The sequence below is a fragment of the Nocardia acididurans genome (assembly GCF_016741815.1).
Classification (GTDB): domain Bacteria; phylum Actinomycetota; class Actinomycetes; order Mycobacteriales; family Mycobacteriaceae; genus Nocardia; species Nocardia acididurans.
Genome location: NZ_JAERRJ010000009.1, coordinates 221,752 through 236,099 on the forward strand (window position 1 = coordinate 221,752; position 14,348 = coordinate 236,099).

A 14,348-nucleotide genomic window follows, 5' to 3' on the forward strand; every position below is an offset into this window, starting at 1 on the left:
GCGCGCGGCGGATGCCGCGCGCGTTTTTGTTTTCTCTGCAGTATGAAATCTGTTGTGCGCTAAAACATTCAGACCAAGCGGTATTGAAAGACGTTAAGTAACAGTAACTTTCACTGAAATCGTTCTTGACACCAACTGGAACCGGTTCTAGATTTGGCGTCGGGAGGGATTCGATGACTACGTCTTATCTGCTGGGTGGGCATATTCCGCTCGCCGATTCATCCGTCCGGGAATTTCACGACAGATTTCCCTTGATTCGCCGCTCGTATGAACAGACCTCCGAGTGGACCGGACTTTCCGTGTCGGATCTGCTGGGCGGCGGTCGCCGGGCGGGCCGCGAAGAACTGCACGCCTTCGACGGATTGCGGCAGGCCGCGCTGATCGTCGGAATGCACGACGTGCTGGCGGAATACGGTGTGCACCCCGACGCCGTCGGCGGAATAAGCCTCGGCGGATTGATCGGCGCGGGTCTCGCCGGCGCGGTCGACCGCCGGGATCTGTTCGACATGCTGCACCACCACCGGCTCGTCCCACCGCGTCCGGCAGGCGAACGTCCGCAGGGAATGGCCGTCGCGGCATTGCGACTGGGCGACGATCCGCGGAAGTATTACGGAGAGCATCGTCCCGGGGTGTATCTCGCCGCCGACTACGACGCGGCATACGGCGGCGACGTGCACGTGATCGTGCTGTCCGGCTACGCCGACGCCCTCGAGGAGCTGGTGGCCGAGCATCCGCGTCAGATGCAGATGCTGGACGAGTATCCCGGCGCGTTCCACAGTCCGCTCGCGCAGTACGCCTCGGACTTCATCGCGCCCTATGTCGCGGGTATGACCATCCGGGATCCCGAGATCATGCTGCTCTCCCCGCATGAGGCGGGCGCGGTGATGACCGCGGACTCGGTGCGGGATTTCTTCGTGCACAACCACGTTCGCCAGGTGGGCGTCAAAGCGCTGATGACGGAGGTCGAGCGCATCGGCACCACCACGGTGGTGGGGCTGGGGCCGGGCCTGCCGCAGGGGCTGGTCGTGGAACCGCTGACCATGACGCTGATACTCACGCCCGATGAGCTGGAGGCGGCCGGAAAGGTCCTGACGGCGTGAAGAAATCGCTGTACGCGCTCGGTGAACTACCACCCGTCGGACATATTCCGGAGAAGATGCTGGCATCGGTTGTCCGACCCGAGCGGTACGGCGAGCCGATCGACGCATTCCGTGAGGAAGTCGTCGATGTGCCGTCCATCGGGCCGAACGAAGTACTCGTCTACGTCATGGCCGCGGGCATCAATTTCAACAATGTCTGGGCGGCCCGCGGCATTCCGCTGGATGTTGTCGCGGCCCGCCGAAAACGCGGCGCCGCAGAGGATTTCCATATCGGCGGATCGGAGGGCTCGGGAATCGTCTGGGCGGTCGGCGACCGAGTCGGCAATGTCGCGGTCGGCGACGAAGTGGTGCTGTCCTCGTGTATCTGGGACGAATCGGCCGCCGATATCAGAATGGGTGCCGATCCCATGACCTCGTCGAGCCAGAGCGTGTGGGGCTACGAGGAGAACTACGGTTCCTTCGCGCAATTCACGGTGGTCCGCGACTATCAATGCCATCCCAAGCCGGAAAGGCTCTCCTGGGCCGAAGCCGCCGCATTCATTCTGACCGGCGCCACCGCGTATCGGCAGCTGCTGGGCTGGTATCCGAATGTGGTGCGGCCCGGCGACCCGGTACTGATCTGGGGCGGCGCGGGCGGCCTCGGTTCCATGGCCATACAGATCGCGCGAACCTACGGCGGCCGCCCCGTCGCGGTCGTGTCCAGTGCGGAGCGGGAGAAATACTGTAAAGACCTGGGCGCCAACGGAGTTGTGAACCGGCGCGAGTTCTCGCACTGGGGACGCCTCCCGGATATCGGCGACCAGGACGCCATGGCGCGGTGGTTCGCCGAAGTCCGCCGATTCGGCGCCGCGTACTGGGAAGCGCTCGGCGCCAAGCGTTCTCCCCGGATCGTGCTCGAGCATTCGGGCCAGGACACCATTCCGACGTCGATCTACCTGTGCGACAACGCGGGCATGGTGGTCATCTGCGGCGGGACCACCGGATACAACGCGGATGTCGACCTGCGATACCTGTGGATGCGGCAGAAGCGGTTGCAGGGTTCGCATTTCGCGAACCTGCAGCAGTGCCGGGCCATTACCGAGCTGATCGCGAGCGGTGATGTCGATCCGTGCCTGTCCCGGGTCGGCACGTTCGCCGAAATCGGAAAAATGCATCAGCTGATGTGTGACAACCAGCAGCCGCCCGGAAATATGGCGGTGCTGGTCAACGGGGGGTTGTCGTGACAGGTCTGGTACAGCCGGACGATTCGATCGCCGTGATCGGCCGAGCCGACCGGCCCGCCGACGGACCGGAAGGGTTCGACGCGGAGTTCTTCGGGATCAGCGCCGAGGACGCCGCGGCCATGGACCGGCGGCACTGGTCTATGCTCGAAATGAGCTGGGAGGCAGTGGAAGTCGCTGGAATCGACCCGATGGAACTGCGCGGCGGTGATATCGGGGTCTTCCTCGGCGCGGCGGGCGGCGGGCACAGCGTCATCGCACGGGCGCTGGATCTGCGCGGCCCCGCGCTGAGCATCGACACCGAGGCTGCCGCACCGGCGGCCGTGGATCTGGCGGTGCGCGCACTCGCGGCGGGGGAATGTTCGCTCGCCCTGGTCGGCGCGGAGTCGTCGATGCTGCTGCTGGAACGACTGCCCGACGCCCATCGCAACGGCCACCGGGTGCTGGAGCTGGTGCACGGCGCGGCAGTGCCGCCCGCGCCGCCGATCACCCTCGCCGCTCCCGGACAGCGTGTGCCGCTGGTGGTCTGGCCGATCTCCGGGAAGACGCCCGAGGCGCTGACCGCACAGGCCGCGCGGCTGGCCGACCACGTCCGCGCGCATCCGGAATTCAGCGGGCGCGAGGTAGGCCACGCGCTGACCACCACGCGCAGCACCTTCGACCATCGTGCGGTGGTGCTGGGTCGCAATCGCGTCGAACTGCTCGCCGCGCTGGACGCCATGGCGGAGGGCAGGCCGGACGGGCCGACCCGCGGCCACGCCACCTCCGGCCGCCGGATCATGTTCGTCTTTCCCGGACAGGGTCAGCAGTACGCCGGGATGGCCGCCCAGCTGTTGCGCGAATCCCCGGTCTTCGCAGCGAAAATCGCGGAGGTCGACGCCGCACTGTCGGAGTTCGTCGATTGGTCGCTGATCGATGTGCTGAACGAGGCCGACGGCGCACCGACCCTGGAGCGGGTCGACGTGGTGCAGCCCGCGCTCTTCGCGACCATGATTTCGCTGGCGGCACTGTGGAATTCACTGGGCATCGAGCCCGCCGCGGTACTGGGGCACTCACAGGGCGAGGTGGCCGCCGCGTATGTCGCGGGCGCGCTGACGCTGCGGGATGCCGTCCGGATCGTCGCGCTGCGCAGCAAGCTGCTCCGCGAACTGGACGGCACCGGCGGCATGGCCTCCATCAATGCCCCCGTCGCCCGCGTGCGTGCGCTGATGGCCGATATCGACGACCTCTACATCGCCGCGGTCAATTCCCCCGGCACCACGGTGGTCGCGGGCGGCATCTCCGGCCTGTCCCGCATCCTCGCATCGTGTGCGCGAGAAACCTTGCGGGCCAGGAAGGTTCCGGCCTCCTGCGCCGGACATACACCCCACGTCGACGTCCTGCGCGAGCGGCTCGATGCCGCGGTGGCCCCGATCACCGCTCGGACAGCCGATCTTCGCTTCTTCTCTACCGTCACCGGGAGCGAGCTGGACAGCCGGGAACTCGGGCCGGACTACTGGTTCCGGAACCTGCGTGAACCGGTGCGGTTCGAGGAGGGTTTCCGGGCTGCCGCCGAGGCCGGGTTCGACGCCTTCTTGGAGATGAGCGCGACTCCGGTACTGACCGCCGCCATGTTCGAATCGCTCGGTGACGCAGCCGATTCCGCGGTTGTCGTCGGATCGCTCAAGCGTGACGACGCGGGTATCCGGCGACTGCTCACCTCCGTCTCCGAAGCCCATGTGCGCGGTGTGACCCCGGACTGGGCGGCCATCTATCCGGTCGGCTCCGCGAACCCGATCACCCTGCCCACCTACGCTTTCCAGCGCCGCGTGTACACGCCGTCCGGCGTCTCCGGTGCGCGTGGCGACGAGCCCGGCGGCCTCGGCCTGGTCACGGCCGGGCACCCGCTGCTCGGCGCGGTGGTCGAGCGGCCCGGCGGCGACGGGTTCCAATTCCTCACCGGTGTCTCGGTCGAAACCCATTCCTGGCTGGCCGATTACACGGTGCACGGCACCGCCGTCCTGCCCGCCGCGGCCCTGCTGGAACTGGCGCTGCACGTCGGCGACCGGCTCGGGGTGCCACGGGTGGCGAAGCTGACCGTGCACAGCCCGGTCGCGGTGCCCGCCGACGGTGCGGTCGATCTCCAGGTTGTCGTAGGCGAGTTCCAGGACGCCGCGCGTACGGTGGCCGTCTACTCGCGCCCTACGGGCTCGGGTGCTCCGCTGGGCCGGAGCCGGTGGATGCTGCACGCCGACGGTGTCCTCACACCGCCCGAGACCGCGGCCGCCGACACCCACGGGTTGAGCGTGTGGCCGCCGGTCGGCGCGGAACCGGTACCGGAACCCGGGCTGGTGTACGAGGACCTGGCGGAGCTGGGTTTCCGGCACGGTCCGGCCTTCCGGGGTATGAAAGCGCTCTGGCGGCGCGGCGCGGATATCTTCGCCGAGGTCGCGGTGCCCGGCGTGGTGGCCGACGCGGAGCGGTACGGGCTGCATCCGGCGCTGCTGGACGCGGCCGTGCAACCCGTCGGCGCGGCCGCGACACCGCTGCCGTCCGCACCGGACTCGGTCCGGATGCCGATCGCATGGGAGAACGTCGAACTGCGCGTGACCGGCGCGCGGGCCGCGCGGGTGCGCTTGACCTCCGGCAGCGCCGACCACAGCAATTGGGCGCTCGCCGACGCTGCCGGGCAGATCATCGCGACCGGCGCGGTGCGGGTGGGTGAGGTCTCGCTGCGGGACAGCGCCGCGCACGCGGATTCCGGTATGCGGGAATCGCTGTACGACGTGGGATGGTCGGCCGTTCAGGCTTGGCGTCGGCGTTATTGCGCCGGGCCGGGAGAGTGGGTCATCGTCGGTGATCAGCCGTCCGGCGTGCGCGACTCCGCCGGGCTCATGACCTACCCGGATCTCGACTCGCTGTACAGCGCAGCGGATTCTGGAGCCGCAGTGCCGAAGGTCGTGCTGCTTTCCCGGTGTGCCGCCGCCCGCGCCGAGCCGGGCGCGGAGCCGGTCGGCCGGGTCCGCGACGAACTGGCGGCAATGCTGGCGCTGGGCCGAACCTGGTTGGCGACGGAGCGATTCGCCGACACCAAGCTGGTAATCCTCACCACCGGTGTCCACGCGGTCGAACCCACCGACGACGTCTCGGATCTGATCGGACCGGCGGTGTGGGCCATGGTGCGCAGCGCACAGGCGGAATACCGGGATCGGATCCTGCAACTCGATATCGACGGTGCCGGGATCAGCCTCGACCAGCTCACCAGTGCGCTGCGGCTCGACGAGCCCGAACTGGCATTGCGGCAGGGCCAATTCTTCGCCAGGAGAATTCGTTCCGGCGTCGACGGCACGGATGGCGCGCCGCTGACCGGGCCCTGGCGGCTGGTCTTTCCGGCCTCGACCGACAATACGGCGGCGCCGCTGGTGGATCTCGACGTCTCGACCACACCCGGCGTCCACCCGCTTCCGGACGCCGAACCCGCGTTCCACACTGTCGCAACGCCACTCGGTGCGGAACGGGCGCTCGGCGCGGAACCCGCGCCCGGTGCTGTGCTGGTCGCACTGCGCGCGGCCGGAACGTCCGTGGCGGTCGGTGCGATGGATTCCGGGTCGTCTCGGATGTTCGAGGCGGCGGGCATCGTGGTCGCGGCCGGCCCGGATTCCGGCGAATTCACCAGGGGCGACCGAGTATTCGGACTCGTCGACGAGATCGCCGCGACGGTGACGGCCGATCACCGGCTGCTCGCGCGCGTGCCCGCGGACTGGTCGTTCGCGGAGGCCGCGGCCGCGCCGGTGGCCTATCTGACGGCTCTGCGGGCGCTGCGCGAGAGCGCTGCGGCCCAGCCGGGGGAGACGGTGCTCGTGCACGCGGCCACCGGGGCGGTCGGCACCGCCGCGGTGAACCTGGCACGGCATCTCGGCTTGGAGGTGTTCGCGACCGCGAGTAAATCCAAGTGGGATGTGCTGCGGCGCAGGGGTTTGCGCGAAGACCGCATCGCGGATTCGCGGTCGGCGGATTTCGTGAAGCGGTTCACGAGCGAGCGTGGCATCGATGTCGTGCTGAATCTGCTGCCCGACACCTTCACCCGGGATTCGCTCGGGCTGCTGTCCAGCACGGGCCGGTTCGTCGAGATCGCCCGGGATGTCGTGCACGATGCCGATGCGGTCCGGGCCGAGTACGGCGTTTCCTATTCATCCTTCGAACTCGGAGCGCTCACCCCGGATGCGCTGGGGGACAGTCTCTCCGAGCTGTCGGCGCTGTTCGCCGACGGCGCGCTCGCTCCGCTGCCGCTGACCCGTTTCGATGTGCGGCAGGCGTGCGCCGCCCTGCGCTGCCGGACCGAGGGCAGGCATATCGGCAGGGTGGTGCTCACCTGGCCGTCGGCCTTCGATCCGGAACGCACCGTGCTGATCACCGGGGGCACCGGTGTGATCGGCGGGATCATCGCCCGCCACCTCGTGGCCGAGTACGGCGCCAGACATCTGCTGCTCACCAGCCGCAGCGGACCCACCGCCGCCGGAATCGAGGAGCTGACAGCGGAATTGAGCGCGGCGGGCGCCGAAGTGACGGTCGCGGCCTGCGATGCGAGCGATCGTGACGCGCTGGCGGCGGTGATCGCCGAGGTGCCCGCGGCGCATCCGATCGGCGCGGTGATCCATCTGGCGGCGGTACTCTCCGACGCGACCTTCGCGACGCTCACCGAAGCCCAGCTGGACACCGTGCTGCGGGCCAAGGTCGACGGAGCCTGGCATCTGCACGAACTCACCCGGCACCTGGATCTGTCGATGTTCGTGCTGTTCTCCTCCGCGTCGGGCGCGCTCGGCGTCGCCGGTCAGGCCAATTACGGTGCGGCCAACGTATTTCTGGACAGCCTCGCCCGCCTGCGGCATCGCCGGGGGCTGCCCGCGACCGCCATGGCCTGGGGTCTGTGGGCGCAGGACACCTCCAATACCGGCTACCTCGACGACAATCGCCGGGCCCGCATCGGCCGCATGGGCCTCACCCCGATGCCCACCGCGGACGCGCTGGAACTGTTCGACGCCGGACTGCGGACCGGCGAACCGTACGTGGTGCCGATCGGGCTGGACCTGGCGCAGTTGCGCGCGGGCGGGCCGAACGACGAACTGCCCCCGTTCTTCCACGAACTACCGGATGCCCGGCCGCAGGTCACATCTCAGGTGGATGAGCCGGCGGAGCTGGTGCGGCGACTGGCGGGGCTGGATCCCGGCGCACAGCACGAGGCGGTGATCGAGCTGTTCAAGACGCCGGTCGCGATCGTGCTCGGCTACGCCGCACCCGATGCGGTGGACCCGGATCGCGAATTCGCCAGGATGGGCCTGGATTCCCTCGGCTCGATCGAACTCGGTGCGCGGCTGCGGGCGCTCACGGGGGTGCGGCTGGGCAACGCTGTGATCTTCCAGCATCCGACCGTGCGACTGCTCGCCCGGCACGTGCTGGACCAGATCGCGCCGCGCGCGGCCGAACTCGCCGATCCCATCATCGCCGAGGTCGAACTGCTGCTCGACCGTCTCGTCGCCGTGCACGGCGGGGAACCGGTGCCCGAGGAGCTCGTAGCACGTCTGAACGGATCCCTGGCGCGGCTGCGCGAGGCCACGGCATGAGCGCCCGCGAAGCCGTCGCGATCGTCGGCATGGCGGGCCGGTTCCCCGGCGCACCGGACATCGACGCACTGTGGGAGCTGCTGAACTCCGGCGGCGACGCCATCGGGCCGGTACCCGCGCAACGCTGGGACGCCGACGCACCGCTGGACCGCGACAAGCGGATCCAGCCGGTCGGCGGATTCGTCGACGGCGTGGACGAATTCGACGCGGCGTTCTTCGGGGTGTCACCGCGCGAGGCCGCCGATATCGATCCGCAGCAGCGCCTCCTCCTCGAAACTGCCTGGCGCGCACTGGAGGACGGCCGGATCGCACCGGATGGCCTGCGCGGCAGCCGAACCGGGGTATACATCGGCGCGTCCTGGCACGACTACGAGATCCTGCGCAAGCACCGGGGATTGGGCGCGAGCCAGCACAGCGCGGTCGGCGCCGCACTCGATGTCATCGCCTCCCGGCTGTCCTACACGCTCGGTCTGACGGGGCCCAGCATGACCGTCGAGACCGGATGTTCCTCGGCGCTGGTCGGACTCGACCTGGCGGTGCGGGCCATCCGGTCGGGAGATATCGACGCGGCGCTGGTCGGCGGCGTGAATCTGATTCTGGCGCCGGATGTTTCGGTCGGGCTGACGCATTTCGGCGGGCTGTCCGGGAACGGCCGGTGTGCGGCCTTCGGCGCGGAGGCGGACGGTTTCGTCCGAGGTGAGGGCGTGATCGCCGTCTACCTCAAACCGCTGCGGGCGGCCCTGCGCGACGGTGACCGGGTGCGGGCGGTCGTGGTGGAGAGCGTCGTCAACAACGACGGCGGCGGCGAGAGCCTGGTGACGCCCAGTATCGACGGTCAGCGCGATCTGCTGCGGCGGGCATACTCGGACAACGGATTCGATGTCGACCGGCTCGCCTACGTCGAAGCCCACGGAACCGGCACGCGCCGCGGCGATCCCATCGAGGCGACCGCGCTCGGGGAGATGCTGGGCGCCACGCGCGGTGCGGACAGCGGACCACTGCTGCTCGGCTCGATCAAGACCAATATCGGGCATCTGGAATCCGCGGCGGGGATCGCCGGACTGGTCAAGGCCGTCCTGTGTCTCGAACACGGCACAGTGCCGCCGAGCCTGCACTCCGGAACACTGAATCCCGACATCTCCTTCGACGATCTCAACCTGCGGGTGGTGCACGAGCACACCGCGCTACCGCCCGGCAGCGATGTCCATATCGGGGTGAATTCCTTCGGATGGGGCGGCACCAACGCCCACGTCGTCCTGCGCCGTGCGGCTGACGAACGCACCACACACGCGGTCGACGAGCGCACCGCATTCGACGGGCTCGGGTTCGTGCCGGTGTCGGCGCACACACCGGCCGCCCTGCGGCAGCGGTGCCTGGACATCGCGGATCTGCTGGAGTCCGGGGCGAGCCGGGCGGATGAGCTCACCTCGGCGCTGGCGCTGCGATCCCCGGCGCTCTCGTTGCGCAGTGCCGTGCTGGGCGGCGATTCCGCCGAACTGGCCGCCGCGCTGCGCCGTCACGCCGACGACCCGGAGGCCGAGCACCCGGCGGTACTGTCCGGCCGGGCGGGTGAAACCGGCCGTGTCGCTTTCGTTTTCCCGGGGCAGGGTAGCCAGTGGCACGGTCTGAGTGCCGGGCTCTACGGCTGGGATCCGGCCTTCACCGAGACTGTGGACGCGTGCGCCGCGGCGTTGAAGCCCTATGTCGAATGGGATCCTTTCGCGATTCTGTCCGGCGCGGCCGGACCGGAGTGGCTCGACCACGTCGATCAGGTGCAGCCGGTGCTGTGGGCGCTGTCGCTGGGCATCGCGGCCGTCTGGCGGCGGGCGGGCATCGCCCCGGATGTCGTGATCGGCCACAGCCAGGGCGAGATCGGGGCGGCCACGGTGGCCGGACTGTTGAGTCTCGACGATGCCGCGCGCATCGTGGCCCGGCGCAGCGCCCTGCTGCGTTCGGTCGCGGGGACCGGCCGCATGCTGGCCGTCGAGCTGCCCGTCGCCGAAATCCCGGAAGCCATCGCCGGATTCGAGGATCTCGTCGCACTGGCCGTGCACAACGGGCCGACCTCGTGCGTGCTCTCCGGTGCGGCCGACGCCATCGAGGCGCTGAGCGAGATACTCTCGGCCGACGGCGTGTTCTGCCGCATGGTCCAGGTGGACTACGCCTCACACAGTCCGGGCATGGCCGCACTGCGTGGCCCGCTGCGGGCCGAACTCAGCGGTGTCGCGCCGCTGCCCGGCACCGTGGAAATGATGTCCACGGTCGGGGTGACCATCGTGACCGCCGACGATCTCGGCGGCGACTACTGGGTGGAAAACCTCTGCAGGCCGGTACTTTTCGCCGACGCCATGACGGCGCTGTTCGAATCCGGCGTCACCCATGTGATCGAGATCAGCCCGCATCCGGTGCTGCTGCCCGCCCTCGAGCAGTTGGCCGGTGCGCGCGCCGACCCGCCGGTCGCGCTGCCGTCGTTCCACCGGGACCGCGACCCCCTCGACGAGATACGCCGCAGCCGGGCCCGCGCCTTCGTGGCCGGACTGCGACCCTTCGGCGTCGCCGTCGACACCGGTGTGGCGCTGCCGCCGTATCCGCTACGCCCGCAGTCACACTGGCTTCCGGACGCGCGTCCGGCCGTCCTTCCGGGATCGGACGCGTCGCGAGTCCCGGTGTACCCCAGCCGGTTCGAGTCCGGTGTCTGGCAGGCCACCGTGATCGTCGATTCGGAAACGATGCCCTGGCTGGCCGATCACAAGGTCGGCACCGCGACGGTGGTGCCGGGCGCGATGATGGCGGCGCTCGCCCTCGCGGTGACCGGCACCCACCTCGGTACCCGCCCGGCGGGACTCGCGGGACTGCGCCTGGTCCAGATGCTCACCCTCGGCGATGCGCCCATGCGACTGGAAATCACGCTGCGCCAGGAGTTCTCGGCCGGGGCGCGCTTCGACATCGCCTCGCTGAACGCCGACACGAACAGCTGGACGACGCACGCGCACGGGCGCGCCCTGTCCGTGCCGGAAAGTTCCGGCCCGCCCGAGCCGTTCCCGTTCGGACCCGATGAACCCGCTCCGGGTACGCCGGTGCCCGTCGTGGATTTCTACGCGGCCTGTTCCCGGCGTGGCGTGACCTACGGCCCGGATTTCCAAGGGGTGCGCGAACTTCGGCGCTGGCAGGATGCCACCGGTTCGTATGTACTCGCCAGGATCGGCCTCGGTGACCGCGCCCGCGCGCACACCCGTCCTGGGGAACTGCACGCCACGCTCCTGGACTGCGCCATGCAGACCGCACTGGCCCTGTTCGACGACGACCGCACCGTCCTGCCCGCCGGGATCGGCGAACTGCTCCTGGACGCCGATCCGGCCGGATACGTCGACGCCGCATGGGCGTATGCGATCCAGCGCTCGGACAGCACGGCCGATATCCACCTCTTCGACGACCGGCACGCACCGCTCGCCCGCATCCTGGGCTTGGAGCTCCTGCTGCTGGAGGACGAACGTGCAGAGGCGCGGTCGCACGAACGCGAGCTGACCTTCACCTGGCATTCGAGCGAGCATGCTGAAAATGACCGGCCTGCAAGCAGTTTCATTCTGGCAGGCGATGCCCAGGCAAGCCGCGCGCTGGCCGCGGTGCTGCGCCACCGTGGTGCGGCCGTCGCAGGCGCAGCGATTGCGGGTTCAGCCGTTGCGGGTGCGGCGGTCGGGGGTGCGGCGGTTGCCGACGCGGCGGGCGTGGAGTGCGGCGTAGCCGACGGCTCCGGCGTCTCCGGGCCGCCCGCCACGGTGGTATTCCTCGCACCCTCCGCTCGCTCGGGTCTCGACGCACAGCGCCGCGGCCTCCTCGAACTCGGTGAACTGGCGAGTTCGTACGTTCGGATGACCGCCGCGCCGCCGCGCCTGGTCGTGGTGACAACGGCGGGCCAGGCGGTGGACGCCTCCGAGCGGCCGGATCCCGGCGGCGCTCTGTATTGGGGATTCGTCCGAGTCCTGCGCCGCGAGCATCCCGAACTGTCCGCTGCTCTCATCGATCTGCCGGACTCGCGCGACGGCGTCGACCAGGATCGTCTGTTCGAGTCCTGCGCGGCGGAGCTACTCACCGGCGCGGGTGGGGAGGATCAGGTCGCGTTGCGCCTCGAGCGCCGGCACTCCGAGCGCCTCGAACCGGAGGGGGATGCGGAGCCGCTCACGGGTGTGGGTGTCGAGGGCCGGGTAGCGCGGTGCCGCGTCGGCCGCTATGTCGGACGGCTCGAGCAGGGGGAGCGGCGGCAGAACGCTGCGGTGACACAGCCTTGGCGGTCGGCGGCGCAGCCCTTCCGGCTCGATGTGACGGCTGGATTCGGCTGGGACGGACTGCGATTCCGGCCGCTGGAGGTGCGAGCGCCGGGACCGGGTGAGGTGCTGATCGAAATCGATTCGGCCGCAGCAGATGTCGCGAGGATGGAGGGCGGCTTTCGCGGCGACACGTCAGGGCCGGATCCGCTCGGCCTCGAATGCGCGGGTGTGGTGCGTGCCGTCGGACCCGGGGTGACCGATCGGGCTGCGGGCGATCGTGTGGTGGGTTGCGGGTTCGGTGCGCTGGCAACGCATCTCACGGTGCGCGCCGATCACACCCAGAAGATTCCGGACACCATGGACTCCGAGGTCGCCGCGGCCGTGTCGATGGCGGCGACCGCCGCGTGGTACGCCCTCGTCACGCTGGGCCGCTTGACGGCGGCGGAGACCGTGCTGATCCAGTCCGGCGGTGGTGGTTCGGATTTGGCTGCGATCGGGGTCGCGCGCGGTATCGGGGCGCGGATCATCGCCACGGCCGGTTCCGCCGAGCGACGGGAGTGCCTGCGCGAGTACGGCGTCGAGCAGGTCTTCGATTCCGGGGGTCCGAACTGGGTGGACGAGGTCCGGGCGGTGACCGGCGGGCGGGGTGTCGACGTCGTGTTCGACTCGGGCACCGACCGGGCGATCGATCTCGGTATCGAGGTGCTCGCCGAGGACGGCCGTTTCCTCGCGGTCGGTGCACGCGAGGGGTATGTGGGCCGCCGACTCGGACTGGATGCGTTCGCGAAGGGAATCAGCCTCGCCGCAGTCGATCTCGCCGGATTGATGGTGCGCCGCCCCGAGCGGTTCGCCACGGCATTGCGCGAGGTCTGGGAGCGGATCGGCACCGGCGAGCTCGCGCCCGTGCCGATCACGGTGCACGACTTTGCCGACGCCGCCACCGCCCTGCGGAACGCGACCCACGGCGAGCACCCGGGCGCACTGGTCCTCATCGGACCCGCGAAAGTGACCGACATCGCGCCGGATCCCCTGCCGGACGGCAGGTTTCGGACGAACGGCACCTACGTCATCACCGGCGGTCACGGCGCGCTCGGCCGCAGCCTGGCCGATCACCTGATCGCCCGCGGCGCGGGCGCGGTGGCGCTGATCGGACGCACCAGGCAACCGGACGGCGCAGGCTGGTCACCCGGGGCCGGATCAGAGACGCGGCAGCGGCCGGATGCCGTGGTCCGCAGTTATCAGGCGGATGTATCCGACGCGGAATCACTTGCCGCCGTCTTGGATTCGATTCGCGCCGAGTTGCCGCCGTTGCGCGGGGTGTTCCACGCCGCGGGCATCCTCGACGACGCCACCATCCTCGGGCTGGACGCGGACCGACTGGAGCGGGTGCTGCGGCCGAAGATCGACGGCGCGCGGCATCTGGACGAGCTCACCGCCGCGGACAATCTGGATCTGTTCGTGCTGTTCTCGTCTGCCGCCGCATTGATCGGCAGCCCGGGGCAGTGCGCGTACGCGGCGGCCAATGCCTATCTCGACGCGCTCGCCCAGGCTCGCAGGCATGCGGGCCGGCCCGGACTGAGCATGCAGTGGGGCTTCTTCGCCGAGGTGGGTTTGGCGGCCACTGATGACATGCGACGTGATCGGCTGCTCGACCACGGGATTTCGAGTTACACCACGGAGGAGGCGTGGGCCGCCCTGGACACCTTCCTCACCGAGGACCGCAGTGTGGTCGGATACATGTCGTTCGACCCCCGGCGGTGGTTCGACGCGTATCCCGACGCCGCCGCCCAGTCCAGCTGGCAGCTGCTGCGACAGCGCGGCGCGGAGGAGTCGGCGGGGGCGGCCCGCGGTGAGTTCCACACCGCGTTCGCGGCCGCCGACGCCGCCGAGCGCCATGTCCTGGTGCGGGACAGAATCACCGAGGTGGCCGCGCGCGTGCTCCGCATGGCACCGGACGAGCTCGATCCCCGCACGCCCTTCAAAGCGCTCGGCGTCGATTCGCTCATGAGCCTGGAACTGCGCAATCGGCTGGAATCCGCTTTCGCACTGCGGTTCTCACCCACCCTGCTCTGGACCTACGGCACCGCCGAGACGCTGGCCGGTGCGATCGGCGAGCGGCTCGTCGCACGGTCTCAGGCCTAGGTGCTCGCGGCCGACACGAAC

Annotated in this window: 4 protein-coding genes; all 4 read left to right on the plus strand. The window is 69.6% G+C overall.

Features of this window, described 5'->3' with window-relative positions; genetic code table 11:
- The first annotated feature begins 173 nt into the window (after positions 1 to 173).
- Genes JK358_RS24225 through JK358_RS24240 form a run of 4 tightly spaced genes read left to right on the plus strand, consistent with a single transcriptional unit; the run spans position 174 to position 14,327 of the window.
- Entirely contained in the window at positions 174 to 1,100 is a 927-nt protein-coding gene (locus tag JK358_RS24225) for a hypothetical protein (protein WP_201950886.1), read from the plus strand.
- Positions 1,097 to 2,323: a crotonyl-CoA carboxylase/reductase gene (gene ccrA / locus JK358_RS24230; RefSeq protein WP_201950890.1), complete on the plus strand. Its 1,227-nt coding sequence runs from the start codon at positions 1,097 to 1,099 to the stop codon at positions 2,321 to 2,323. Before JK358_RS24225 ends, ccrA begins: the two co-directional genes overlap by 4 nt.
- Positions 2,320 to 7,920, plus strand: a complete 5,601-nt coding sequence (locus tag JK358_RS24235; protein ID WP_201950892.1) for an SDR family NAD(P)-dependent oxidoreductase — start codon at positions 2,320 to 2,322, stop codon at positions 7,918 to 7,920. Before ccrA ends, JK358_RS24235 begins: the two co-directional genes overlap by 4 nt.
- Complete coding sequence (locus tag JK358_RS24240; RefSeq protein WP_201950902.1) at positions 7,917 to 14,327, plus strand: type I polyketide synthase; 6,411 nt, start codon at positions 7,917 to 7,919, stop codon at positions 14,325 to 14,327. Before JK358_RS24235 ends, JK358_RS24240 begins: the two co-directional genes overlap by 4 nt.
- The last annotated feature ends 21 nt before the right edge of the window (positions 14,328 to 14,348 follow it).

Coding starts and splice junctions, on each gene's coding strand:
- JK358_RS24240 (WP_201950902.1), top strand. CDS start 7,917: ATGAGCGCCCGCGAAGCCGTCGCGATCGTCGGCATGGCGGGCCGGTTC.
- JK358_RS24225 (WP_201950886.1), top strand. CDS start 174: ATGACTACGTCTTATCTGCTGGGTGGGCATATTCCGCTCGCCGATTCA.